Source organism: Wolbachia endosymbiont of Oryzaephilus surinamensis, assembly GCF_025617515.1.
Lineage (GTDB): Bacteria > Pseudomonadota > Alphaproteobacteria > Rickettsiales > Anaplasmataceae > Wolbachia.
On sequence record NZ_CP092526.1, the window covers coordinates 701,157 to 726,772 of the forward strand.

Consider the following 25,616-nt stretch of genomic DNA (forward strand, 5'->3'; position numbering starts at 1 on the left):
GTGAAAGACTTTAATATATCATAGCATAAGAAACTGCGAGCACATTTATATTTTAAATAATTTCTATACAATAAAAGTGTTGTATTAATTGTTACTGTTAGTGGGAAGAGTTTTTACTGTTAATGTGAATGAGTCCCTTTTTGATGTGCTGGTTCAGCACATATTTTCTGAATATGAAAGAGAAAAAATTCCCGAGATAAAGATCATACTTCCCTGCAAGAGGGATGTTATAGCATTGCTGAGTGCATTCAAGAATTACAGAACTATAATTTTGCCAGAGATAGTTTCACTAGAAAACATTGATGAAGAAGATTTAATATTAAATCTTGATAGAGTTAAAGTTATCAACCCAACAAAAAGAACACTGCTACTCATTCAATTTATATTGGAGTGGAATAAAAAAAACAATGATAATTTTCCAATCGATCTGGTTTACAGTTTGCCGTCATTGCTTCAATATACCCAAATAGAGGGTGATTATCAACTTGATGAGCACTCAAAAAAAGTAGCGAATTTCATAAATTTACTTATCAAAACTTGGAGTAAAACTTTAAAAGGTTTGGGAGTAATAGATATACTAAAGCATAAGAATGACTACATAAACAATATGATAAACTTCCTGCAGAAAGATCAGCATATGATCTTTATTGGAATTGGAAAGGGTGAAATCTACAAGTTATTGATTAAGGCTATATATGACCTGCCATTTGGAAAGATAATTCTACCTAACCTGAATTTGAAAATGAACGAAAAAGATTGGAAATCACTTGATAAAAAACACTATCAACATTGCCTGAAAGATTTACTCGATTATTTAAAAGTGGATAGAAGGGATGTTAGTTTTCTGTCAGAAGCGTGTTCTGGTGTCATCCCAGTGTCAAGCACTGGGATGACAGAAGAAAGGGCTGGGATAACAGGAAGTCCTGAGGAATATCTTGATTATATCTTCGATACAACTGCTGATCTAAGTGAAGTTGGTGGCGGATCAATTGAAAATATTGAAGTCATCACTTGTGATTCAAGGGAGGAAGAAGCACAAGTGACGTCACTAATTATAAAGAATGAAGGTTATGAAAACGCTTCTTTGTTTGTCTTTGATAAATTACTTGCAGATCGTATGGCGTGTACCATATCGGAAAACTATTCTTATGTGACGCTTCTGCTTTATAGTATTGAGATTTTGAACTCAAAATGGAACGGTGTGGCATTGCTTTCTCTTCTTAAACATAGGCTAGTGACTTTTGGTTACGCTCAAGAAGAGTACACTCGTATTTTATCTGAGTTTGAGATAGAAGTATTGCGTAGCTTTAATACAAATGGTCTTAAGGATATTATTAACGCTATTAATACTTGTAAAAAGCTAAGACATAAAGAAGATATATTAATTATTATCAGTAAGTTAAAGATTATATTTAATCCTTTACTGTATCTTGTAAATTATCCCATTTTTGATGTGGCATCAGCTCATTTGCAGTGTGTTAATGTCCTTTCTAATATCAATTTTTTAGAGCTAAATGGTGAAATAGGTAATTTTACTCGTGATTTCTTAAATGCATGTGAAGATGTAGCAATAAAATGCTCCTTAGAGTTATATAGCCAAATCCTGATATTATTTTTAAAAAGGAAGTTTTTTTCTCCAGAAAATAACTTAGATAAATTCAGCTTATATCACAATAAGGTTGTAGTACTTGCTGGATTTAATGATATACCAAATTTTCAGAATCCGTTTTTGAGTGCACTGAATAGAGAAAAATTTAACCTTCCTTCTGTGCAAGAAGAGCAAGGGTACTTTTTGTATACTTTGCGCAATTTATTTGGTGCCGGCAAGGTTTATATTACGAGGCTAGTGAGTGATAGAAAATCAATTCTATTGCGCCGTTTGGAAGTTCTGTTACAAGAACCAAAATATCCTTATCGCAATTGGCTAAGAATATTAAATACACCTGAGTGCATTGTTCCATGTACTCAGCCTATGCCAAAACCTAAAACTGAAGTGAGGCAAGCAAAAATGCAAGTGATGTCTTGCAGTGCGGTAGAAAAACTGATTCGTAACCCTTATTCATTTTATGTTGAATACATACTGAACCTTAGACAGTTGAAAGACTTAAATTTTAAGCCATCGATATTGGAGTTTGGCACTATGGTACACAATATTCTTGCAAGATATTTACGCAACGAAAAGTCGCTGATGAATATTGCACGAGAAATATTCTCGTCTAATCGATTCCACTTTTCAAATATGTGGTGGGTAAGGTTGCAGAGGATAATTCAATCTTTTGTTGAGCTTGATAGGACTGGAAACAATCAAGTTGAGTTGGAGAAGAGCTTTTCCTATCCGATATTTCATATTCCAGCGCGTGACACACAACTGCGCGGATGCTGTACAACTTCCACTAAGAATAAGGGTGTCATCCCAGTGCTTGACTACTTGGATCCAAAAAATTTGATTGCAAATGAACACACCAGACAATTGTGTAATAAGAGCTGGTCAGATACTCGAATGACAGAAGAAATTTTATTGACAGCAAGATGTGATAGAGTTGAGTATCTACCAGGTGGGCAAGTAGCAATTATAGACTATAAACTTGGTTCACCACCTTCCAATGAGGAAGTTATGTCAGGATTTTTCCCGCAATTAATTTTACAAGCTTTAGCAGTGGAATACACAACAAAAAAAGAAGTCTCGGAGCTTGCTTATTGGAAACTTGATTATGATAAAATAAAGGTTATTGCTTTGAAAGATTATAGACAAAAAATGCATGAATTTCAGAATATTCTACCAGATTTCTTATCTAATTATTTAAGAGATACTACTCCCTTCATTGCCTCTCCTTATTTTGATAAATTCCTGAGATTTAACATCTACAAACAACTAGAAAGGATAGGGGAGTGGTTATAAATTATATCTCCTCTCATCCAGATCAAAATAGCTGGTTGTACAGCTGGTTTACTAAGTGCAGTAGGAGAATTACTAGATTGTGATATAGACTCATCTTTGCTAGACTCAAACAACCATAAAAAAACACTAAAAAGTGATTCAATCAATTTTAGCCATTAAAACTTGAATAGTGGCTAAAATAGCTTTAAATTGTATATTTATTTTAGAGGGGTATATGCCATCACAAAAACAGCTAAATGCGCAGCTAATTGATGCTGCTAAAAAAGGACAGCTAGATTTTGTTCAGCAAGCTATACAGGGTGGAGCAATTATTAATACAATAGATGATGATTATGGGAGAACTGCTTTAATATGGGCTGCTGACAATGGTCAACTAGAGATATTACAATACTTGATAGAAGAGGGAGCAAATGTTAATGCAGAATCTCCGGGAAACATAACTGCTCTAATTCATGCTGCTGCCCATGGTCATCTTGAGGTAGTACAACTTCTAATAGCAAATGGAGCTGATTTAAATGTGAAACGTCAAGGTCAATTCTCTGCCCTAACATATGCTATTGTAAATGGCCATACGGAGATAGCAAAGCTTCTAACTAGATATCATTTAATAGCTAATCTTGATATGTCAATACCTCGCTTGCCTCTTCCTACTTGTATACCAGAGTTATCATCTTATTGGTATGACTGTAAGGATGAGCTCAATAAAATGAAGGAAGAAGATAGTGAATTATATAATTTTCTTGTAAGTAAGAGAATTAATGAACAGGTAAGAATTTGGACAGAGAGTGAGACAATACGAAATATTGCACAAGATAGATTAAATATAGAATACTCAATCTATGCTAAAGATTTAACAGGTAAAATAGAATTAGTGATATTTTTTCTTAACAACAGGGAAATAATCAATTCTTTATCGTGGTATTATAAGGTAAGAATTCAAACAATTGATCAGGTAAAAAGGCTACTTGATCGTTTCACAAGAGAACATGTAGAGCTTGAAGTAGAAATTGTTCCAGCACAATTAAACTTTAATACTCAAGAGTTACAACCCCCTAAACTAAAAACATTATCATTTGCACAAATGATTAACAATCATGCAGGATTATTTTCAGCTGCCAAAAATGGTCAATTAGAAACAGTAAGATACCTGATAGAAAAACAGAAAGAAGATATTAATTCAACAGATCACTATGGAAGAACTGCTCTAATGTGGGCTGCTGGAAGTGGCTATTTAGAGGTAGTAAAGTACCTGATAGAAACAGCAAAAGCAAATGTTAATGTGAAAGATGGCTATGAAAACACTGCTCTGAATTATGCTACTAGAAACGGGCATTTAGATGTAAAAGAATATCTGAAAAGTCATATACAAAAAGAGCTACGGAAGAAATACGTCTGCATTGGTGTTAGTGGTATAGTAGGTTATGTTGCAGGTATGACAATATCATGTTCTGCGGGAGCAGTGATTACAGTTTGTGCAGCATCAGCGACCGTTAGTCTAGCGTTAGGTGCAATGTTGGGTTATATGATTGTAGAAGTAAAAAAAGAGAAAGCAAACAAAGGTATAGCTTCTGCGCTTAAAGATGTTTTCACTATTCAAGCTCTAAGTAGAATAGCCTTATAGAGAGTGAAAGTAGGTTTATTGCTTAAGGTTGCATGATTGCCTTAATAACAATAAAAAAATAATAGAAGCAAAAGATATGGCTTGAAAATTTTCTAAGGTCTTCACTAAAAATGTCTCAACTTGACACTGAAATACAATTTGATTTAATTAATTCATATATGTAGGTAACGTCAAGCACTAGAAGGAGGAAATATGGATAAAAAAATTAGGATAGAATCAGATAGCTTAGGAGAAGTAAAAGTACCAAGTGAACGTTACTGGGGAGCTCAGACTCAGCGTTCTTTGGAAAATTTCAAAATTGGTACAGAGAAAATGCCAGAGCCCCTGATTAAAGCGCTAGCAATAGTAAAACTTGCAGCAGCACGTGTTAACATGAAACAGGGTAGCATAGATAATAGAGTAGGGGATGCAATCTGCACAGCGGCACAGGAGGTAATAGACGGTAAATTTAATAATCAATTTCCGCTTGTTGTTTGGCAAACCGGTTCTGGAACGCAGACCAATATGAATGTGAATGAAGTGATCAGCAATCGTGCAATAGAAATTTTGGGCGGTGATTTAGGTAGTAAGTCTCCAGTGCATCCAAATGATCATGTAAACTGTGGTCAGTCATCAAATGACACTTTTCCAACAGCAATGCATATAGCAGTAGCAGAGCAAATAAACCGCTTGCTTATTCCCAATCTTGAAGAATTATATAAAGCGCTAAATAATAAGGTTCATGAATTTAAAGATATAATAAAAGTAGGGCGTACTCATCTGCAAGATGCAACTCCTCTAACACTTGGGCAGGAATTTTCTGGCTATGCAGTTCAGATTAAAAAGGGAATAGAGAGAGTAAAGTCAACTCTAAGCAATGTATATGAACTTGCACAAGGTGGTACCGCGGTTGGCACGGGAATCAATACTAAAAAGGGTTTTGCTGAGGATTTTGCTAAAGAAGTGGCAAAAATCACTAATTTTCCATTTATTTCAGCAAAAAATAAGTTTGAAGCACTAGCAGCAAATGATGCTTTAGTTGAGCTCAGTGGAGCACTCAATACAGTAGCAGTAAGCTTGATGAAAATTGCAAATGATATAAGGCTACTTGGTTCTGGTCCAAGATGCGGGATTGGAGAAATAATGTTACCAGAAAATGAGCCTGGCTCTTCAATCATGCCGGGTAAGGTGAATCCAACTCAATGCGAAGCAGTGACTATGGTATGTGCTCAAGTTATGGGAAATCATGTTGCCGTGACAATTGGTGGCTCAAATGGTCACTTTGAATTGAACGTGTTTAAGCCGGTGATAATTTACAATGTTTTGCAGTCTATAAGACTTTTAGCTGATACAAGTTTAAATTTTGCAGAGAAATGCGTAGTTGATATTAAAGCAAACGAAGAAAGAATAAAGGATTTACTAAATCAGTCGTTAATGCTAGTTACTATATTAAATACGCATATAGGATATGACAATGCAGCAAAAATAGCGAAGCTTGCTTATAAAGAAAATATCACTCTAAAGGAAGCAGCAGCAAAACTTCAACTGCTCACTGAGGAGGAGTTTGAAAGGATAGTGAAACCAGAGGAGATGGTAGGTTAAACTACCACCTTTTTTTGTCCCTAGTTAATTGTGGTAATATGTATGGAACTTTGCTGGTTGCTCTACATATACCTCTTCTAAATCACTTAGAGCGTGGTCATTGTGATTAAAGCCATATCTCTTAACCATCTCATCTAGCGTAACAGAGCTTAGAGAGAAACTGAACTCTGGCAATGGATTCACATTTGAGGATTGCAGACTAGTTACTCCATTTATCAAATAGTTATAATACTCTGGGGATAATTGCTCACCTTCTAGGCTATCTGATATATGCTCATTCGACGTTAAACTACTACTAACTGTCGAATTTTCTGTTACAGTATTGCAGAATTGATTATCGAATTCAGCAAAACCCAGAAATGGAATTACTGTTTGGCTACATGATTGATTCTCTTTGTCAGAAGAAAGTTCTAGTCTAGTATCAAATGTATGTTCAACAACTGTTTCCTCGAACGCAGGAGATATAAGAGAGAAATGTGCTGCTGGCAAATCATCTCTGTTTTGTACTAACGGTTCATTGGAGTTTTCAGTACTTAAGTTGCTTGAACTCTCTTTATTGCTTAAGTAAAAATTCTTTAGGACAAGCTTAGCTTTGACAGTTGATTTTGTCTCTAAATTTACTTTATAATCTTCTTTTTGTTGGGGATTCAGTTGATTAAATAGAATTTTAAATAAAGTCGATGTGGGATTAATACAATCGAGTGTATTGAAAGCAAACTCTTGAGGTAACTGATTAAAGATAGAAGGTGCTTCTTCCTTGTCTAGTGCATTTAGTATGCCGGACATAGCTTTAGAGCCTTGAGGCTTTGCTTTAACATGCTCTATATATTCATTTTATGGTTAGTGCTAAGGTTATTAAATGCCTTTCTAAGTTTATTTGTTTGGTGAGAGTTAATTAACTTGTTTAAATTTTTCACCACTTCGTTGCTTATACTACCATGCATTTCTTTACCACCATCAAAGTTAATATATTAATATTATATGAGATTTAATGATAAAATCAATATAAAATTTTTAAAAATTAATTATTTTTATTATAAAAACAGGAATTCTATTAATTTTTTTCCTGATTTGTGTCTGTTTTGCTTTCTATAGCTAACCCAAATTAGGTTTACCGGAACAAATTTTATAAATAATTTAAGTTAGCGCGTGAAGCTGGAATGGCTTTGTTGCACCACTCAAGGAAAGAACAGGCAGTTACTGATGGAATTTGTTATAAAATAGATATTTAGCCGACAAAGGAAAAATATGTCAATAAGAATGAAAGTCAGTAACTGCAATGAATATAACAAATTTCTTCAAGAAAGGGGAAATGTTTTTCATTATATCAACGATGCCATTGAAAATTGGTACGAAAATAGTCCAAAAGTAGCAGGTGGCAACAATGTCTACAGCGACAAAGTAGTGATTCTAATTCACATAATAACCTATCTATTCAGGATTGGTCTTAGGCAAACAGTGGGATTTATAGAGAAATATCTTGAGCAAATAGGGAAAATTTTGCAAATTATCAGCTATTCGCAGGCTTCAAGAAGGTTTAAAAAGCTTAATATCAAAATCAACGACTGCAGAGTTGATAAGAACGATATGGAAGATATTGAAATTGCTATAGATAGTACAGGTATCAGCATCTACAATAATATTCCAGGCCATAGTAAGGCAAATGGTACAGATAGAAAGTATCGCCGCTATGAGCAAACAAGAAAGCTACATGTAATGCTAGAGATAGGTAGTAAAAAAGTTATAGCTGCAAAATACAGTAGTGGAGTTTATTCCGACCACTATGGAGCCTGTGATCTTATTGAAAGAGTGGATACCAAGTATAACATAAGCACGATATATGCAGATAGATCGAAAGAAGTTATACAAACTGTGCGATGAGCTTGACATAAAGACAAGGATTCCTCCGCAAAATAATGCAGTAGAGCATCCAAAGTTGGATTATATGAATGAGAGAAATTCTACAATCAAGCTCATAAAGTCATATGATGAAGATGGTATGAAGAGGTGGAAAAAAGAGATAAATTATTGGAAGAGATCTTATATAGAAAGTTTTTTCTCGCGACTGAAGCAAATATTTGGATTTAGTTTTAGGAATAAATCTGAGATTAATCGTGAGAAGGAACTGCTACTCAAGTGTTATTTGCTTAACAAATTTACTGAAATAGGCATGGCTAAGTTTGATATAGCTTCATGAATTTATTATACATTACCCACTATCCGAAGAGCTGTGCAACAAAGCCCACTGGGATCCAGATTTTTAGCTATGGTCAAGCCATAGGATGACAAATTAGACCCCAGACTATGCAAGAAATCTAAGGCGAATTATCTTTCATGGTCTGTCTTTGTTTGTTCTACTTTCGTGACAGGAGTTACCAATGGATTATCAATTTGCTTTAAACCTTCACTTGCGCTTTGGTCTTGATTTGAAAGGAGCTTATTTTGTTGTTGCCCTTCATCATTTGAAGTGCTTTTTTGAGTAGTTCCTTTTATATCCTCTACACTCTTTTTATCTTCACCAAAAAGTTTTTTGAATATTTTCTTCAGAAAACGTACCAAAAAGCCTTCTTCTTTTTGATTTTCTTTCGGTTGAGCTATATTTTTCTTTTCACTCAACTGAGATTTTTTATTATTAGATTTTTTTTCTGTAGCATTCCTATCCACTGAGACTTGTTTTAACGAAATTTTAGGCTTTTTATCGCTCGGTTTATCTTTTATAGGATCTTTGCTTACTGAAGGTTGTAACTTAGTTACTGTATCTGTTTGAACAGAAATCTTTTCTTGTTGAAAGTTTCTATCTTCTGAAACAGATCTTCCAGAAGTATTTATTTCGCTAACTGAGTCACGAATTTTGTCTGTTTGAACAGAAATCTTTTCTTGTTTATTTTGATCAGAAATTTTGCCTTCTAATGTAGTTTGAGATTTTTTATTACTTTCAAACTCTGCAACTTTTTTACTTGTAAAAACGTCTTTTCCTTCGAATTTTTGTTTAAATCCAGCAATCTTTTTAAAATCTTCAGCTATTTTTTTGGCTGCACGATCCATTCGACCTTCAAGATTATGAATCAATTTTTTAATAATCTTCACTTCATCTTTACGCCCTTTTTGAGCTTTAAGCTCCCGGTGCAATTCAACAATAATTTTTACTTTATCTTCCAATGAAGAATTTTCTGGAAAAACATCTTTAAGTTCCCGATTCAATTCGACGATCTTTTCAAAATCTTTAGCTACTTTTTTAGCTGCACGGTTCATTCGATCTCTAAGACTACGATTTAATTTTGCAATAGTCTTGATTTTATCTCCCAGTGAAGAATTATCTGCTGCAGAAATATCTTTTAACCTTTTCCCGGGATTTTCTTTGGTTACTTGCCTTTTGTAAGCTTTAAGTTCCTGGCGGAAATCATTGATAATCTTCACTTTATCTTCCAGCGACGTACCTTCTGGAAAAGCACCAGCAAAGACATCCTTGAATTTCTTCTCAATATCTTGTGTATCTTTAAGCTGTGTCATACCCAACTAAATAAAAGCTTATACTAAAATCAGTATATTAGTTAATTATGTAAAAATGGTTAAGACACAAGGAGCACCTCATTTATGCTTTTTTCATCAAAATATCATTTACTTATTAACTTAAAATACGTCACAATATAAAAATGAAAAATAGCCCGTTAGCAGTAGTATTCGATTGGGATAATACCTTAGTTGACACTCAAGATAATATTTCTAATGCTATTAAGCATACTTTAGATTTGATGGGATCTGGCAGTAAAGTTGTTGATAGAAATTCTCATGAATCAAGAAAGAGCTACATGGTCAATTTGTTTGGTGATCAGTGGAAAAAAGCGAACCAGATATATCAAAAATACCTAGATAGTGCACTGTTACAAAATATTACTCTGAACGAGGGAGTAGAGGGAATGCTCCAGACGCTGAAAAGCCACAATATTTACCTAGCGATAGTTAGCAATAAGAAAAATACTAATTTACGTCAAGAAGTTGCCTACTTTAAACTAGATTCTTACTTTGAAAGAATAGTTGGATCATGTGATACTGCAGAAGATAAACCATCTGCAACTCCACTGCTATTTGCACTAGAGGAGAGTACGCTACCTGTAAATAGAGAAAATGTGTTTTTTGTTGGTGACAGCATCACAGACATTCTATGTGCACAAAATGCAAATTGCTTACCTATTGTATACGGACAATCAATAAGAGGTTATGAAGATTTGTTATATTTTCAACATTTTAATAAACTTACAGAATTCATAGTAAAGTATTTGAAAGATAGGTGGTAATGACAGAGATCGCTAGTGTACACAGGCGCTTTTGCGCATATTTAATAGATGTAGCAATTTTATTAATTCCAACCTTACTAATTGTGTTGTCATTAGGGGATTTTCCATTAATTTTACACCTGTCATACATGTGTATAAATTGTGGCTACTTTACATATTTTATATCTTCAACAGCTCAAGCAACTCCTGGTCAACAGTTAATGAATATATATACTATCACTTTAGATAGTTCTAAAATAGGTTTGAGCTTAGCATTTGATCGCACTATCTCTCAGTTTTTTCTTCCTATGCTAAATAATTCAATTATCACCTTTATCAAACTTTTTCAAACATCAGTAAATGCTTTAAGTACACTAGAAGTGATTATAGTGATGCTTACCTTCAGTTGGTATTTAGTTGCTTGCTTCTCTCAGAGGAAACAGGCATTTCATGATGTGCTATTTGATACGATTGTTGTGAGAAAAATAAATTGATGTGACCTTGATTGTTATGTAGATTACATTGGTATATTAGCTAAAGAAAGGTTATGAATAAAGAAATAGTAGAACATTTAAATAAATTACTTACAAATGAGCTGACTTCTGTACGCCAGTATCTTTTGCATTTTGCGATTCTTAAAGATAGCGGAATTAATAAACTTGCAGAAAAGATGAAAAACGAGCTTAATGAAGAACTTGAGCATGCAAATAGGCTAGCAGAAAGAATTTTACTGCTTAAGGGCATGCCAAATTTTCAAGATACAAATAAAATCTCAAAGTATGAAGGAAAGTTCACAAAAGATACAATGCAGAAAATCTTAGAAGATAATTCTAACTTAGAAGAAGAAGGTATTAAGGGCATCAAAGAGGCAATTTCCGTTGCTGAAAAAGAAAAGGATTTCGTGAGTGTAATGTTATTAGAAGGACTACTGAAAAATGAGGAAGAGCACTTACATTGGATCAAAGAACAGATTGACCTTATTGAGCTTATGGGTATTGAAAATTACTTGAGAACACAAATATAGAGTGTTAAGAAAAACAACATTTATTTTCATTATACCTTTTTTACTTCTTTTTTCACTCGGGTTATGGCAGTTATTTAGATTGAGCTGGAAGAATAATATTATCAAAAATATGGATCTTCCAGTTATTCATCTACTGCCTAGTGATAATCTTTCAAAGTTTAACTACAGAAACGTTAAAATCGACGGAATTTTAAGTGATATAGAACTATATGTTTTCGCAGGTCAACGTGGCTATCATGTGCTGTCTCCTATGTTGCTTATCAATGGACATTACATGTTAATAAATAAAGGAATAGTCAGAGAAAAAAAAGAAGAAAAAGCAAAAATTGAAAAAGTAGCTGCTGATGGCGTTTTGTATTGTGATGGTAGCAAAAATTGGTTTATCAAAAATGATATTGCTTCAAATACATGGTTTACCCTAAGTACAAAAGAGATCTCCAATGAACTAGGTATTAAGCTAGAGAAATGTATATTGTGGCAAGATAATTTTGGTGGCAAATTGACTATACAGCCAATAAAGCATCTTGAATACGCAATTACTTGGTTTGCACTTTCCTTGATTTGGCTCATTATATGCGTATTTTACTATAGGCAAAATATATATAAGTCGTAGAGATACAGTTTGGAAAAAGAAAAGCTACAAATAGAAAAAATGCAACAAAGTGGAAGAAAATACTTATTACAAGGGTTAGTGATATGTCAGTGTTGCAAATCCGTTTATTATGGAATGAGTAATGCTAAGGGAGGAAGAAGTTACTATCGTTGTCCTGGAAAACGTTTTGGTGAATGTAACAGCAAATCAATACGCGCGGATATACTAGAAGAGGTAGTATGGGAAGAAGTGAAGATGTTAAGAGGGCATATAACGAAGGAAAAGTGTGATTTATCAGAGGTAGATTGGGAGACTAAATTTAATATAATTAGAAAGTTAGTTCAGCGTATTGAAATTGATGATGATAATGTACATATGGTGTTTCGATTAAAAGAACTCGCTCTCGAAAGACAAAAAGAAGATATTCAACCTTGTACCAGAATTATAAAGAATGTAGTGCTATCAAATGCAATAGGAATGCATAAAATTAGCAACGCCCTGGCTGCAATATCAGTTGCAGTGAAACTTGGAATTAGTGATGAAGAGATTAAAAAAGGTCTTTTGGAATTTAAAGGAGTAGCAAGGAGATTTTCATTAATTGCCGATATTAAAGGTGTTAAGTTAATTGAGGATTATGCTCACCACCCAAATGAAATACAGGCAACCCTGTCAGCAGCACGTTTGACCACTAAAGGAAAGGTAACAGGAATTATCGAGCCGCTTCGTTTTGCTCGTGTTCGTAATTTTTTTGATGAGTTCGTACGAATTTTCATGATGTTTGATTATGTAATTCTCACTCCTGTCCATCCTCCAGAAGATAAGCCTATTCCTGGCTGTGGAATTGATGATATACAAAAAGCCTTGATCAGTAATGGGTTTAATGATGTGAAGATTATGAATGATGCTTTACTCATTTCACATTTTATTAGTAATTCGACAAGTTCAGGAGATGTAGTATTATTTATTGGTGCTGGTAGTAATATAGCTAAACTAGCGAAAGAAACTGCAAAGCTGCTGCTAGTAAAATAAACTTAAGCATTGGTGATTTATATGATAAAATTGTGTAGTAAAACTGGATCCCAGTGTCTAGGCAAACAACTGTACAGACATTGCGATATGGGGATAGCTTCCATTAAGAATGGTGTCATCCCAGTGCCCAGACACTGGGATCCAGAAGACTTAACTTTAAATAAGTGGCTGTATAATAAAAACTGGATTCCAGTGTCAAGCACTGACCATCCGCTACTCAAATTACCTGTATATTGCAATGTTCGTACACTGAAATGTTACAGCGCTGGGGTGACATTTCCCGAACGTGAACACAATTGTGAATCTAGTGGAGGTTTAGCATGATGAAAAAGACGATCAGCAGTGTATTTGCAAGAGAAATTTTAGATAGCAGGGGTTACCCAACAATTGAGGTAGAAATAGAACTATGTGATGGAGCAACAGGTAGAGCCGCTGTCCCTTCTGGGGCTTCGACCGGTAAACTAGAAGCATTGGAGCTGAGAGATCAAGATGAAAAAAGGTATTGTGGTAAAGGAGTGCTGAAAGCTGTTCAATCTGTGAGTGGAGTGATAGCAAATAAAATCATTGGCATGGATGCAGCAAACCAGAGTGCAATTGATAAAGTTTTAATTGAACTAGATGGAACAAAAAATAAATCTAAACTTGGAGCAAATGCAACTTTGGGTGTGTCTCTTGCTGTTGCAAAAGCAGCAGCAAACAGTTTCAAAACACCGTTATATAAATATTTGGGCGTAGGGGAGAAGCAGATGCCAGTTCCGCTAATTAACGTCATTAATGGTGGAGTACATGCGGATAATAAACTCGATTTTCAAGAATTTATGATTCTTCCGGTTGGTGCTGAAACTTTCAGTGAAGCAATAAGAATATCTGCAGAGGTATTTCATAACTTGCGCAGCATTCTTAAGAAAAAAGGTTATAGTACAAACGTAGGAGATGAAGGTGGTTTTGCACCAAACATTGGAAGCACTGAAGAAGCTCTTAATTTGATAATTCAGGCTGTTGAATCTGCCGGTTATTCGATGAAAAATCACTTTGCACTGGGTCTTGATGTTGCTGCATCTACTTTTTATGAAGATGGAGTTTATAAATTTGAAAACAGAGAACTCACTTCAGAGGAATTGGTTCAGTATTATTTTGACCTTGTAGGCAAATATCCAATAATTTCTATAGAAGATGCAATGAATGAAGACGACTATGAAGGTTGGAAATTACTTACTGTAAAACTTGGGAATAAAGTTCAATTGGTTGGAGATGATTTATTTGTTACAAATTGTAAACTAATAAGTAAAGGAATAGAGGAGAAAATGGCAAATGCTGTACTAATCAAGCCAAATCAGATAGGAACACTTACGGAAACTTTTGCTGCTATTGAAATGGCAAAATTAAATGGCTACAGGGCTATTATTTCGCATCGCTCAGGTGAAACAGAAGATACAACGATATCCCACATAGCGGTTGCATCGAATTGTGGACAAATCAAGACTGGCTCGCTGTCGCGTTCTGATAGGCTTGCAAAGTATAATGAATTAATGAGAATAGAAAGTTCATTAGGAGAAAATGCTAAATATTATTGTGGGTTAGCATGGACTTCATAGACGAAGTTAAATTATATTTAAAAGCAGGTGATGGTGGCGATGGCTGCGCAAGTTTTCGTCGAGAAAAATTCGTTGAATTTGGTGGCCCAAACGGTGGTAATGGGGGCAAGGGAGGAGACATAATTTTCATCAGTGATGCAAATCTCAACACTTTGCTTAATTTTCGTTGTCGAAGACATATTAAAGCAAGTAGTGGAAAAAGTGGTACGAGTAGAGATAGATCTGGCACGGCAGGAAAAGATATTATACTTAAAGTTCCAGTTGGTACACAAATAATCGATGAAGAAAGTGAGGAAGTGATAGTAGATCTTGATAAACCCGACATGGAATTTCAAGTAGTACAAGGTGGAAAAGGTGGACTTGGAAATACTAACTTTAAATCTTCCACCAATAGGGCACCAAGGCATTTTACTCATGGTCAGCCTGGTGAGGAAAGAAACATAGTATTGAAGCTAAAAGTTTTATCTGATGTTGGCATTATTGGTATGCCAAATGTAGGTAAATCTAAATTTTTAACCCGCTGCTCGAATTCTGATACGAAAGTAGGCGATTATGAATTTACTACTATAAGACCACATTTAGGTGTAGCAAAAGTGGATTATAGCGAAATTGTAATAGCAGATATTCCTGGAATAATCGCTGATGCTCATCTTGGAGTTGGGCTCGGACACAAATTTTTAAAGCACATAGAAAGGTGCAAAATTTTACTGCATTTAATTGATGTAACTCACGATGAAATTATTTCAGCTTATAATTGTACGCATAATGAACTGAAGCTTTACAATAGCGATCTTGTTGAAAAAGAGGAAATTGTAGTGTTAAATAAATGTGACTTATTGGAAGAAACAGAAATTCTTGAGAAGAAGAATCATTTAGCCAATTATCTTGATAGAGAAGTACTGTGCTTATCAATCGACGATGATTTACAGCCCATCTTAAGATTATTAAATGAAAAAGTGAAAATTAAGGAAATTAATGTATATGATCCTTTTAAGATGTGAATTTTTTATTTGACAATCAAAGTCTGGATTCCAGTGGGTAATTTTCCACAGTTGTCTGCATTTTTTGTTCCACAACTTATCTTTTTTTCGGCTTGTGCCATTTCTCACACTGTCTCTTGCCTTCTTGAACTCAGAAATTCAATAGCTACAAAAGCATTTGAGTAGTTTTTTGTTAAGAATTAGGCATAGAATCCCCCATATTTATTAATAAAGAACAGAAAAAATGTAACGTACATACGACAGAGATTAAGCATATGTGTGCACCCATGTGCGCTGAAGAAGATACGCTACATTCTTTACTTAGTTTGATTATTTGATAGAAAAGTCTGCAGACGAAGATAGATTTTGAGCTCTAAAAATACCTCTACTGTGAGTATACTAAGATTAGATAAATAGGCGAAGTAATTTTTATATTAGTTTTTTAGTTGCCAATCAATTTGGAGTTCAATAACTTGACATTTATTCAATACTACTGTATAATAAGCATGTGTATTTTTTATACACTATGGCAATAAAATTACCTTGTAATAGGTGTATTGGACCCGAGGGCAGTACTCGGCGCCTCCACCATATTTTTTGATTGATACGGGGGCGAGTAAGGATCGACATGCATAGTAAAGATGGTAGCTTTGCTCGGTTAGATACCACCGCTAAGAGTTCACAATTTAGATGCAAACGATAACTTTGCTGCTGAAGACAATGTTGCATTAGCTGCTTAATTTAGGCACTATAACTTCATTGCTATAAGCACGGTTTAGGGAACGCCGGGTAACAGAAGTTCCCCCAAACATGTAAGGGTTATATGGATAAAACAGATTATCAGAAGTCGCTTAGTTATGCTAAATTTCAAGTTATCAAAAAGGCTTTGAATACTATATTAGATAATGTTTTTACTCCTCACTTAGAAATAGTATTTTTTACGCGCTTTAATGGTGTTGTCATGCCAGACTACTTGAAAGAATCATACCCTACTCAAATGCTTATTATATTACAGCATCAATTTTTTGGTCTAAAAGTTCTTGAAGATAAGTTTAGCGTCAGTTTGAGCTTTCGTGGAAAACAAGAACAAGTCACTGTACCGTTTTTTGCTATTAGTGAGTTTCATGATAAAATTTCAGGAGATACTTTAGTATTTAGCGTTGATTCTGATAAAGAATATGAAAGTGAGAAATGTGCTGAAAAGTCATCAAATGGTAGTATTATATCTATAGATCAACTTTACGATAAGTAGTTACTTCATTTTATAAATAAAAAATATTGTATCTGTTCAGGATATCGACAAGACCATAGAGTAAAAGTGAGTTTATAACAAATGGTATCATTTGAGTAGCTGACATTAGCTTTCACATCAAAAACGTTATAAAGCGCTTTCATGTTTACCAACTTAGTGCCAATCTGGATCCCAGTGGGCTTTGTTGCACAGCTCTTCGGATAGTGGGTAATGTATAATAAATTCATGAAGCTATATCAAACTTAGCCATGCCTATTTCAGTAAATTTGTTAAGCAAATAACACTTGAGTAGCAGTTCCTTCTCACGATTAATCTCAGATTTATTCCTAAAACTAAATCCAAATATTTGCTTCAGTCGCGAGAAAAAACTTTCTATATAAGATCTCTTCCAATAATTTATCTCTTTTTTCCACCTCTTCATACCATCTTCATCATATGACTTTATGAGCTTGATTGTAGAATTTCTCTCATTCATATAATCCAACTTTGGATGCTCTACTGCATTATTTTGCGGAGGAATCCTTGTCTTTATGTCAAGCTCATCGCACAGTTTGTATAACTTCTTTCGATCTATCTGCATATATCGTGCTTATGTTATACTTGGTATCCACTCTTTCAATAAGATCACAGGCTCCATAGTGGTCGGAATAAACTCCACTACTGTATTTTGCAGCTATAACTTTTTTACTACCTATCTCTAGCATTACATGTAGCTTTCTTGTTTGCTCATAGCGGCGATACTTTCTATCTGTACCATTTGCCTTACTATGGCCTGGAATATTATTGTAGATGCTGATACCTGTACTATCTATAGCAATTTCAATATCTTCCATATCGTTCTTATCAACTCTGCAGTCGTTGATTTTGATATTAAGCTTTTTAAACCTTCTTGAAGCCTGCGAATAGCTGATAATTTGCAAAATTTTCCCTATTTGCTCAAGATATTTCTCTATAAATCCCACTGTTTGCCTAAGACCAATCCTGAATAGATAGGTTATTATGTGAATTAGAATCACTACTTTGTCGCTGTAGACATTGTTGCCACCTGCTACTTTTGGACTATTTTCGTACCAATTTTCAATGGCATCGTTGATATAATGAAAAACATTTCCCCTTTCTTGAAGAAATTTGTTATATTCATTGCAGTTACTGACTTTCATTCTTATTGGCATATTTTTCCTTTGTCGGCTAAATATCTATTTTATAACAAATTCCATCAGTAACTGCCTGTTCTTTCCTTGAGTGGTGCAACAAAGCCCACTGGAATCCAGTTTTTCGTTTCATCAAATTTAGCATAACTCAAGTTTGCTTATAAATTTTTCTGGATGCCAGTGTCTGGGCACTGGCATGACATTATGGAATTTGAGCTCCAGTGTCAACTACTCTAATGATACCTGATTATGATGAAAGAAATCTAATGATTTATATAAACCCCATAGCATGTCGAACGAAGCTTTTTTTAAGAAAATCTGAATTTTCAACTACCATTAAACCAAGATTTCTCAGAACTTGAGCGCAAAGTATTCTGTTGGAAAATATTCTATTTAGTCCATCAGTTGCAAGTGCCATAGTAAAATTATCAAAGTATCTGTCATATGAAATTTTCTTCAATAGATAATTACTGCCAACATCAATGCCAGAGGATTTTGCAGCAGTTATTTGTCTAATAACACTCTCTACATCTCTCATTCCAAGGTTAAGTCCTTGACCTGCAACCGGGTGGATTGAATGTGCTGCATCGCCAATCAGCAAAATTCTGCTTTTATGCAGCTTTCTTGCAAAAGAAAAACTCAAAGGATAGAATCTTCTTTCACCCTCTAATTCAATTTCTCCCAAATAAGAACCAAATCTTTTTTTGAGTTCTATGACAAATTCCTCTTCGGATAAGCTCATCAGCATTTTTGAAATTTCGCATTTTTCTGTCCAAACTATTGAAGAAGTATAGCCACCTTTCATTGGCAAAATTGCAAATGGACCACCAGGAAAAAACCGCTCTACAGCTAAGTTTTGGTGATGTAATTCATGTTTTACATTAAATACCATGCTATTTTGTTTATAATCAAATTTTATCATTGGTATAGAAAACAACTCTGGCAACCTAGAGTTTTTACCTTCAGCACAGATAAATAGTGATGATATCAATTTTTGATCATTATCAAGAGTAACTTCCATGTATCCTTCGTCACAAGAGATTGTTTTATAGGAACGTGGAGAATATATATTGAGTTTATGCAAAAAATTTTTATTGATTGCATTCCATATAATAGCGCTCTTGATTACATAGCCCATTGGCTCTTCACCAACCATTTTATGGTCATAATGCACAGTAAATGGACTATCTCCATCTAATATGCATATATCAAGTATTGGTTCAGTTTCGCCTTCTAAGAGCCGCCAAATCCCTAATTTTTCTAGTATTTTTTTTGATCCTTGAGAAATGGCAAATGCTCGATTATCATCAACTGCACGTGGTAAACTATTTTTCTCAATTACGGCTACAGATACAGAGTCATTACTCAGGCCAATAGCAGTAATAAGACCAATTAGCCCACTACCTGAAATGATTACATCGTAATTCATTTTATTAACCTAAAATTATATTATACCCATTTTGAAAATAGTTTAAACGAACTTTGTAGACACTGAACTTCTCATTACTATCTTAGTTATAACCAAAATAGTAATAAAATATTAATTATTTTACACTAAATTAGGTCTAATTTTATTAAAGGAGCTAGATTATGACTACAGATTGCAAAAAAGAATTACTAAATTGCATTAGCAAGTACAGAGAAGAACTTGCAGAAAATAAAGCAGCAATTAGACAAACTTTAACTAGCGATAAAATTAATATAAGCGATTACTTTTATAAGGGTGATAAAATCTGTAACAAAGAGCTGTTTAACATAGGAAGTGAGTGTCAAGATAAAAAATATGGTAGTCGACAAGAATATACGTATGATGAGTGGAAGGAAAAAATTGAAAAACCTCATGCTAAAGATTTGCTAAAGATGTTACAAAATGAAATCAAAGGTAAAATATTAAAAAGTTTTGAAGATTATGAAAAATATCATAAAAATTCTACTGAAGCTATAAAAAGAGAATTAGACATAGATTCAAAATTAAAGGCAATACTCAAAGAAAAGCAACAACCAGAAACTGATGAAACTCGAGCATATTATGACGTTATACGAGGTTTATATGAAAATAGAGACATGCGCTCTCAACTAAAGTGCAATGATCTTGATTGTTTTAATAGAACAATAGAAGATAATCTATCTCAAAAACAATCCGAGCTAGCTGCTATAAAGGATGACTTTTTGGATAATACGCAAAATATTTTTCAACATATTCAAGTTGAAGATAGTATTTTTTAGAGAAATAAGATTATGCTATTTTTTTTAATGAAATTTCTTAAGTGGTAGATTATTTTTTACAGCTACATCTGAGGTAGCTGTCACTACCTGAAATGTAACAAATAAAATACCAATCTTAAATATTGCTATATTTCACGATAGTTTCTCAATTTAACGCACATGCTTTTGGAACATTCTCATTTGTCAAATAGTTTCTGTCATGCTACACAATCTGTAATGCAGGTTTTAACTTACTTTTACGCAATATTGATCATTCTTGAAAAGCAATCTAACATTTTCTATTCCTTGATTACGAAGCTTTGATGCAGCTGATTTAGCTACCTGAGCGTTTACAAAAAATGCTACATATCCCTTACTTTCTGCATTGTTTTGTTTTGGGTGACGTTTCTGCATTTCTTTTTCATATTGCCTTTTGTAATGAGGAGTATTTTGTATCAATTGTTCTGACCTCTTTCTTAAGTACTCGACTTTTACCTTCGCAAGCCCAGACTTATGAAGTCCTAAAACTTGTGCTGCTTTTTCTGACAAGTCTATTATTCTACCTTCAACAAATGGCCCTCTATCATTAACTCTTATAACAAGCTTTCTTCCATTTTCTAAATTAGTAACACGAACAAAGCAGGGTAGGGGCAAGGTCTTATGTGCTGCAGAAATCAAGTGACGATTAAACACTTCACCGTTAGCTGTAATTGTGCCATGATCTTCTATTCCATACCACGATGCTATTCCTACTTCCTCATAACAGCTACAGTATTTTGGGTGGTAGGTGATACCATTTATTGTATAGCTATTGCCAATTTTATAATGACCTGCGGTGTGATTACACCTATTGCTAAAACTACAACTACTCATCAAAACGAATATTAGACATAGAAAGGCTAGTTTTTTTATCATTGTACTTAGTGAAATGGTTCGATACCATGAGGATTTTAAATTATACTATAATAAATTTAGTAATAAGTAAACGTCTACTGCCAAATATGCACAGCACTAAAAAAGAAGTAATACATATAATCGGTATAGGTGGAATTGGAATGAGCGCAATTGCTGAAATTCTTCATAATTCCAGTTATAAAGTTCAAGGCAGTGATACGCGATCAAACGACAATATAGATAGGTTACAAAAATTAGGTATAGAGGTCTATATTGGTCACGATGCAAGTAGTATTAGACAAGCTCAAATAGTTGTACATTCTTCCGCAATAAAACCTGATAATGTGGAGCTAGTTGCAGCAAGAAATAACAATAAAACCGTTTTGCATAGGTCAGACATGCTGGTTAAAATTATGAAAGGTAAATATGTGATAGCAGTTTCAGGTTCAAGTGGCAAGACGACGACGACAGCTATGATTGCTTCCATTTTTGATCATTCTGGTGCTGACGCCACTGTAATTGTTGGAGGAATATTAAATTCCTATCAGAGTAATGCAAAACTTGGCAAAAGTGACATTTTCTTAATTGAGGCTGATGAGTCTGATGGAACTATGTTAAAAATTCCTGCAGATATTGCTGTTGTAACAAGTATTAATGACGACCATATAGACCATTACGGTACATTTAACGACATCAAAAATGCGTTTTCTAGATTTGTAAACAACGCGAATTTTGCTATTTTGCCTGATTCTGCAGACATCAATCATGATGCGAGTAATTCTATAAAGTTTTGGTTTGGAAATGGTAAAATTAGAGCTAGCAACATCAAACAACACAATAATAGCATAGAATTTGACGTGCTGATTAGTATAAACGAAAGTAATCGTATTCCATTGTCCACTACTCGAGTAGTTGAGAGTGGTGGAATAAAAGCAGCTCTTGATTCGTCACTTCAATGCTTGAAACTGGATTCTCGTTTCAATGTTAAACAAGATACTATAGAATTTAAGAGGACAATCCCTAGAAAATCTCTACATTCAAAAAAAGTAAATCGTACTAATGCTATTTGAACAAGCTAGCGTAAAAGTAAGCTAAATTTTTTAAGGTACAAAAATAGCAAGAAACAGTTGTTTGAAAAAAATTGGAATTTGATTGGATTGCTGAAAATTGGCTCTCAAACTTTAGACGCATGAGCAAGATAATACTCTTTAACTAATATAGATTAGGTGATTTGGAATAGACAGTAAATTAGAACTACTGCAAAAAAAACAAGAATAGCTACACTGGTTGCTTGACCATCGTAAACGTAGCTTGTTAAGCCGATAAAAATAGCCATGATAGAAGCTCTAATAAATGAAATTGCAGAAGAAGTTGTGCCTTTCATTTCAGGGAAAATATTTAATGATGCATTGAAAATGACTGCTTGACAAATTCCACAGCCAATACAAAAAATAACCATAGACAGCGTTACTAAGTAGTAAGCACTGGGCATGATTATACTGAATATTAAAAGTGATAGGGATCCAATAGCAATTACGCCCTTACTATTACCCACAAATATAAATGGACATAAAAATAAAGTATTACAACATTAAAGTTTGCAAACATTGAGGGTAAAAAATGGCAAACAGGAATAATGAATGGGCTGAAAATGAATTTGGAGATGCTGTACTTGGAGATAAAAGGTTAACTGACCGATTAGTAAATATTGCTGATAGTTTTACAAGTTTACCTGAAAGCTCAATCAATCAGGCGTGTGGAAGTTGGTCAGAAGCAAAAGCAGCATATCGTTTTTTTCAAAATGAGAACGTGAAAGAAGGCGATATTCTAGCTTCACACGTTGCTAAAACAGTTGAAAGAACAAAAGCCCATAAAAAAATTTTTGTGATCCAAGATACAAGTTATATTTCATACACAGACCATGAAAAAACAAGTGGATTGGGAGTTATTACAAGAAAACATAGTCAAGGTATTATAATGCATACAGCTCTAGCTGTTAGTATAGAAGGTTTGGTACTAGGGATACTAGATCAAAAAATTTATTCAAGACCTGAAGAATCTGAAAACATAAAAAAAAAGAACAATGACAGTATCCGCATTGAAGATAAAGAGAGTATAAAATGGTTAGAAACTTTAAGCAACACAAACAACATTATTGATTCAACTCAAACTGAGACTATAACTATATGCGATAGAGAAGCAGATATATATGAGTTTTTTGAGCTTGCATATAATCTTAATTCGGCAGTGTTAGTTAGAGCTTCCAAAGATAGGGCAGTAAATAGAAAATCTCGATATCCTGAAAAAGGTGAGCAGAAGTTATGGGAATTTATTAAATCCTCTCATTGTGCAGGTACGGTAAAAGTTGAAGTTCCTGCAAAAGATAATAAGCCAAAAAGAACAGCACATTTGGAAGTTAGATTCGGAAAGTTTATTATGCATCCATCTAAGAATAGTATTAGGCATAAGACAGAAGAATTACTTAAATTACCACACTATGCAGTTTACGTTGTTGAAAAAGACTTTCCTTCTGAAACAAATCCGCTAGAGTGGATGCTTTTAACAAATCTTCCAGTCAATACCTTTGATGAAGCTGTTGAAAAAGTTAGGTGGTATTGTCTTAGATGGAAAATAGAAATATTACATAAAATTTTAAAATCTGGTCTCAAAGTTGAAGAATGTAGGCTTGGAACAGCAGAAAGGTTGATGCGATATTTAACAGTAATGAGTATTATTGCTTGGAGAATTTTCTTTATTACAACAATTGCAAGAACTGATCCAACATTACCGTGTACTACCTTATTAGCCGAAGAAGAATGGAAAGTTCTATATGTAAAAATACATAGAAAACCATGTTCAAATGCAACTCCTACTATAAAAGAAGCTGTTTCATGGATTGCTCAACTTGGAGGACATTTGGCTAGAAAAAATGATCTAGAACCAGGCCCCATTACTATTTGGAAAGGATGGAGACGTCTCTTTGATCTAGCAGAAGGATGGCGACTTGCTCACGAACTTTATATTTGTGGGTAATAGTAAGAATTACGCCTGTACCGGAAATTACACACCAAATTGCTCCAAGTTTCTTTAAGATCTTACTGGAAAACAGGCTAATTAGTGAGAAAGACCCAACCATTGCACCTTGATGTAGCGCATAAATAGTGCTGGATAAACCAAAAGTTTCCATATACAAAAAAGGGCCACAAGTAATGAATGACATATAAGCCGCAGAAAAAAGGCTCTGTGCCAAAGACAACACCATAAATTTTGAACTTGATAATAATTTTTTATAGTCTTTCATCATTTTTTTTAGACTAAAAATATCACGGTCCTTTTTTGTTTCTGGTAACAGAAAAAGCAGCAAAACCCAAGAGATGAAACAAAGTATTGCAACACTTGCATAGTTACCACGCCACCCAACAATTTTGTTGATGAAACTGCCTAATACTGGTGCAATTGCTATGAGAACTGTGATAATAGAATTCATGATTCCAATAAATTTTACTGCTTCGTTGCCTTTATAGCTGTCTGCAATAATTGCAAACACAACTACAGATGTGCTAACACCAATGCCTTGAATAAAGCGAGAGATTAAAAGCCAAGAAACTGACAGCGCAAAAACACAGCCAACAGCACCGATGAGTAGCAAAGTGTTGCCTATGATCATCATCCTTCTTCTGCCATAGCATTCAGACAATGGACCAAAAAATAACCCTCCTATGCAAACGCCTAAAAAATTATAAGCAATAGTTAATTGAATTGTGCCTTCCGGTACGTTAAAATAGAGTACTATATCAGGAAAACTAGGTACAGAAATATCAATTTCAATGAACTTAGCAATTAGAGATAGAATTAATAAAAACGGTAGTAACACTTAAAATCTTTAATTAATGAATAAAAATATCACATTTAAAGCGTTGAAAGAAGAACATTTTTCACTATTATTAAAATGGGTAGAAATGCCCCATATAAAGAAGTGGTGGGATACGGATATAAATTGGACACCAGAGTTAATTGAGAAAAAATATAGCAACTACGTTAAAGGATTCAAACGTTTGAAATTTAAGACACAAATTATTGAAAAACCAATGCACGCATTCATTATTAATTGTGATGGAGTTGATATTGGTTATATTCAATATTACAACAAACATGATTTCCCACCTAAACAGATCTATAACACTTTAGAACTTCCAGAAAGTTGTGCTGCTATAGACTGGTATATCGGAGAGCTGAATTATGTAGGTAAAGGAGTTGGTTCACAAGCTTTGAATATATTTTTAAACAAATTTGTCTTTAAAGTTTATGAGAATGCCTTTGTCGACCCAGGTATAGCAAATGTTTGTGCAATCCGTGTTTACGAAAAAGTTGGCTTTAAAAAAATTATGGAAAGTAATAGTGCGATTTTAATGATTAAGGCAAGAATTCCTGAGAACCATTCAAGATGAGTGTTTTTTCAACAATCTACCTAAATTACTAAAAGTGGCTTATAAAAATATACAAGGAGCTTTATACAAAC

The 25,616-nt window shown here is 34.0% G+C and carries 18 protein-coding genes, 1 other RNA gene and 6 pseudogenes; 18 read left to right on the forward strand and 7 right to left on the reverse strand.

Annotated features, from left to right (window positions below):
• Positions 1–100 precede the first annotated feature (100 nt).
• The 3 genes from MJ631_RS03025 to fumC all read left to right on the forward strand — a co-directional run bounded on the left by MJ631_RS03025 (position 101) and on the right by fumC (position 6,101).
• Positions 101–2,899 carry a PD-(D/E)XK nuclease family protein gene (locus tag MJ631_RS03025; RefSeq protein WP_012481761.1) on the forward strand — a complete coding sequence of 933 codons (2,799 nt, stop codon included), beginning with the start codon at positions 101–103 and terminating at the stop codon, positions 2,897–2,899.
• A gap of 214 nt (positions 2,900–3,113) precedes the next feature.
• Positions 3,114–4,520, forward strand: coding sequence for an ankyrin repeat domain-containing protein (locus MJ631_RS03030; RefSeq protein WP_214303427.1), 1,407 nt, complete (start codon positions 3,114–3,116; stop codon positions 4,518–4,520).
• A gap of 192 nt (positions 4,521–4,712) precedes the next feature.
• Positions 4,713–6,101, forward strand: coding sequence for a class II fumarate hydratase (fumC, locus tag MJ631_RS03035; protein WP_007302656.1), 1,389 nt, complete (start codon positions 4,713–4,715; stop codon positions 6,099–6,101).
• A gap of 24 nt (positions 6,102–6,125) precedes the next feature.
• Here the strand turns inward: fumC and MJ631_RS03040 are convergent, their stop codons facing one another.
• Entirely contained in the window at positions 6,126–6,887 is a 762-nt protein-coding gene (locus MJ631_RS03040) for a hypothetical protein (RefSeq protein WP_019236381.1), read from the reverse strand.
• A gap of 462 nt (positions 6,888–7,349) precedes the next feature.
• Between MJ631_RS03040 and MJ631_RS03045 the strand changes: the two are divergent.
• A pseudogene (locus tag MJ631_RS03045) lies at positions 7,350–8,298 on the forward strand (IS5 family transposase).
• 128 nt (positions 8,299–8,426) lie between these two features.
• Here MJ631_RS03045 and MJ631_RS03055 read toward each other — a convergent pair.
• Complete coding sequence (locus tag MJ631_RS03055; RefSeq protein WP_230440370.1) at positions 8,427–9,518, reverse strand: hypothetical protein; 1,092 nt, start codon at positions 9,516–9,518, stop codon at positions 8,427–8,429.
• A gap of 236 nt (positions 9,519–9,754) precedes the next feature.
• Here MJ631_RS03055 and MJ631_RS03060 point away from each other — a divergent pair, with 236 nt between their 5' ends.
• The 10 genes and pseudogenes from MJ631_RS03060 (at position 9,755) to MJ631_RS03100 (ending at position 16,847) form a co-directional block, all read left to right on the forward strand.
• Positions 9,755–10,396, forward strand: a complete 642-nt coding sequence (locus MJ631_RS03060; RefSeq protein ID WP_007302658.1) for an HAD family hydrolase — start codon at positions 9,755–9,757, stop codon at positions 10,394–10,396.
• Complete coding sequence (locus MJ631_RS03065) at positions 10,396–10,869, forward strand: RDD family protein (RefSeq protein WP_007302659.1); 474 nt, start codon at positions 10,396–10,398, stop codon at positions 10,867–10,869. The genes MJ631_RS03060 and MJ631_RS03065 overlap by 1 nt, the downstream gene beginning before the upstream one ends.
• A 53-nt stretch (positions 10,870–10,922) precedes the next feature.
• Positions 10,923–11,399: a bacterioferritin gene (gene bfr, locus MJ631_RS03070; protein WP_007302660.1), complete on the forward strand. Its 477-nt coding sequence runs from the start codon at positions 10,923–10,925 to the stop codon at positions 11,397–11,399.
• A 1-nt stretch (position 11,400) separates the two neighbouring features.
• The gene (locus MJ631_RS03075; protein ID WP_007302661.1) at positions 11,401–12,012 is read left to right on the forward strand and encodes an SURF1 family protein; all 612 of its coding nucleotides are present in this window, start codon (positions 11,401–11,403) and stop codon (positions 12,010–12,012) included.
• 9 nt (positions 12,013–12,021) lie between these two features.
• Positions 12,022–13,020, forward strand: a complete 999-nt coding sequence (locus MJ631_RS03080; protein ID WP_007302662.1) for a recombinase zinc beta ribbon domain-containing protein — start codon at positions 12,022–12,024, stop codon at positions 13,018–13,020.
• A 120-nt stretch (positions 13,021–13,140) separates the two neighbouring features.
• Positions 13,141–13,274, forward strand: a pseudogene (locus MJ631_RS03085) (WPE palindromic element domain-containing protein); the annotation flags it as partial.
• Positions 13,275–13,340: 66 nt separating this feature from the next.
• Complete coding sequence (eno, locus tag MJ631_RS03090; RefSeq protein WP_007302663.1) at positions 13,341–14,615, forward strand: phosphopyruvate hydratase; 1,275 nt, start codon at positions 13,341–13,343, stop codon at positions 14,613–14,615.
• Positions 14,603–15,616: an Obg family GTPase CgtA gene (gene cgtA, locus MJ631_RS03095; protein WP_052264985.1), complete on the forward strand. Its 1,014-nt coding sequence runs from the start codon at positions 14,603–14,605 to the stop codon at positions 15,614–15,616. The genes eno and cgtA overlap by 13 nt, the downstream gene beginning before the upstream one ends.
• Before the next feature lie 448 nt (positions 15,617–16,064).
• Positions 16,065–16,402, forward strand: a transfer-messenger RNA (tmRNA) gene (gene ssrA / locus MJ631_RS08015).
• A gap of 16 nt (positions 16,403–16,418) precedes the next feature.
• Positions 16,419–16,847 (forward strand): ClpXP protease specificity-enhancing factor SspB, encoded by a 429-nt coding sequence (locus MJ631_RS03100; protein ID WP_007302665.1) that lies wholly within the window; start codon positions 16,419–16,421, stop codon positions 16,845–16,847.
• A 223-nt stretch (positions 16,848–17,070) separates the two neighbouring features.
• Here the strand turns inward: MJ631_RS03100 and MJ631_RS03110 are convergent.
• Both MJ631_RS03110 and ubiH read right to left on the reverse strand, forming a co-directional pair.
• Positions 17,071–18,019 (reverse strand): annotated as a pseudogene (locus MJ631_RS03110) (IS5 family transposase).
• A 250-nt stretch (positions 18,020–18,269) separates the two neighbouring features.
• The gene (ubiH, locus tag MJ631_RS03115) at positions 18,270–19,427 is read right to left on the reverse strand and encodes a 2-octaprenyl-6-methoxyphenyl hydroxylase (protein ID WP_007302833.1); all 1,158 of its coding nucleotides are present in this window, start codon (positions 19,425–19,427) and stop codon (positions 18,270–18,272) included.
• A 161-nt stretch (positions 19,428–19,588) separates the two neighbouring features.
• On the opposite strand from ubiH, the gene MJ631_RS03120 reads away from it, so the two are divergent.
• Entirely contained in the window at positions 19,589–20,224 is a 636-nt protein-coding gene (locus MJ631_RS03120) for a hypothetical protein (protein ID WP_019236334.1), read from the forward strand.
• Between the two features lie 225 nt (positions 20,225–20,449).
• Here the strand turns inward: MJ631_RS03120 and MJ631_RS03125 are convergent, their stop codons facing one another.
• Positions 20,450–21,118: a septal ring lytic transglycosylase RlpA family protein gene (locus tag MJ631_RS03125; RefSeq protein ID WP_012481726.1), complete on the reverse strand. Its 669-nt coding sequence runs from the start codon at positions 21,116–21,118 to the stop codon at positions 20,450–20,452.
• Positions 21,119–21,144: 26 nt separating this feature from the next.
• Here MJ631_RS03125 and MJ631_RS03130 point away from each other — a divergent pair.
• Positions 21,145–21,973 (forward strand): annotated as a pseudogene (locus MJ631_RS03130) (Mur ligase domain-containing protein); the annotation flags it as partial.
• Positions 21,974–22,319: 346 nt separating this feature from the next.
• Here MJ631_RS03130 and MJ631_RS03135 read toward each other — a convergent pair.
• Positions 22,320–22,637 (reverse strand): annotated as a pseudogene (locus MJ631_RS03135) (multidrug effflux MFS transporter); the annotation flags it as partial.
• Between the two features lie 80 nt (positions 22,638–22,717).
• On the opposite strand from MJ631_RS03135, the gene MJ631_RS03140 reads away from it, so the two are divergent.
• Positions 22,718–24,130 (forward strand): IS4-like element ISWosp2 family transposase, encoded by a 1,413-nt coding sequence (locus MJ631_RS03140; protein WP_214303148.1) that lies wholly within the window; start codon positions 22,718–22,720, stop codon positions 24,128–24,130.
• Positions 24,131–24,137: 7 nt separating this feature from the next.
• Here MJ631_RS03140 and MJ631_RS03145 read toward each other — a convergent pair.
• Positions 24,138–24,971: pseudogene (locus MJ631_RS03145) on the reverse strand (MFS transporter); the annotation flags it as partial.
• A gap of 16 nt (positions 24,972–24,987) precedes the next feature.
• On the opposite strand from MJ631_RS03145, the gene MJ631_RS03150 reads away from it, so the two are divergent.
• Positions 24,988–25,545 carry a GNAT family N-acetyltransferase gene (locus MJ631_RS03150; protein WP_007302829.1) on the forward strand — a complete coding sequence of 186 codons (558 nt, stop codon included), beginning with the start codon at positions 24,988–24,990 and terminating at the stop codon, positions 25,543–25,545.
• Positions 25,546–25,616 lie beyond the last annotated feature (71 nt).

What these genes read in the sequence shown, in the direction of transcription:
- MJ631_RS03030 (WP_214303427.1), top strand. Translation starts at nt 3,114, where the DNA reads ATGCCATCACAAAAACAGCTAAATGCGCAGCTAATTGATGCTGCTAAA.
- fumC (WP_007302656.1), top strand. Translation starts at nt 4,713, where the DNA reads ATGGATAAAAAAATTAGGATAGAATCAGATAGCTTAGGAGAAGTAAAA.
- MJ631_RS03040 (WP_019236381.1), bottom strand. Translation starts at nt 6,887, where the DNA reads ATGTCCGGCATACTAAATGCACTAGACAAGGAAGAAGCACCTTCTATC.
- MJ631_RS03060 (WP_007302658.1), top strand. Translation starts at nt 9,755, where the DNA reads ATGAAAAATAGCCCGTTAGCAGTAGTATTCGATTGGGATAATACCTTA.
- MJ631_RS03065 (WP_007302659.1), top strand. Translation starts at nt 10,396, where the DNA reads ATGACAGAGATCGCTAGTGTACACAGGCGCTTTTGCGCATATTTAATA.
- bfr (WP_007302660.1), top strand. Translation starts at nt 10,923, where the DNA reads ATGAATAAAGAAATAGTAGAACATTTAAATAAATTACTTACAAATGAG.
- eno (WP_007302663.1), top strand. Translation starts at nt 13,341, where the DNA reads ATGATGAAAAAGACGATCAGCAGTGTATTTGCAAGAGAAATTTTAGAT.
- cgtA (WP_052264985.1), top strand. Translation starts at nt 14,603, where the DNA reads ATGGACTTCATAGACGAAGTTAAATTATATTTAAAAGCAGGTGATGGT.
- MJ631_RS03100 (WP_007302665.1), top strand. Translation starts at nt 16,419, where the DNA reads ATGGATAAAACAGATTATCAGAAGTCGCTTAGTTATGCTAAATTTCAA.
- ubiH (WP_007302833.1), bottom strand. Translation starts at nt 19,427, where the DNA reads ATGAATTACGATGTAATCATTTCAGGTAGTGGGCTAATTGGTCTTATT.
- MJ631_RS03120 (WP_019236334.1), top strand. Translation starts at nt 19,589, where the DNA reads ATGACTACAGATTGCAAAAAAGAATTACTAAATTGCATTAGCAAGTAC.
- MJ631_RS03125 (WP_012481726.1), bottom strand. Translation starts at nt 21,118, where the DNA reads ATGATAAAAAAACTAGCCTTTCTATGTCTAATATTCGTTTTGATGAGT.
- MJ631_RS03140 (WP_214303148.1), top strand. Translation starts at nt 22,718, where the DNA reads ATGGCAAACAGGAATAATGAATGGGCTGAAAATGAATTTGGAGATGCT.
- MJ631_RS03150 (WP_007302829.1), top strand. Translation starts at nt 24,988, where the DNA reads ATGAATAAAAATATCACATTTAAAGCGTTGAAAGAAGAACATTTTTCA.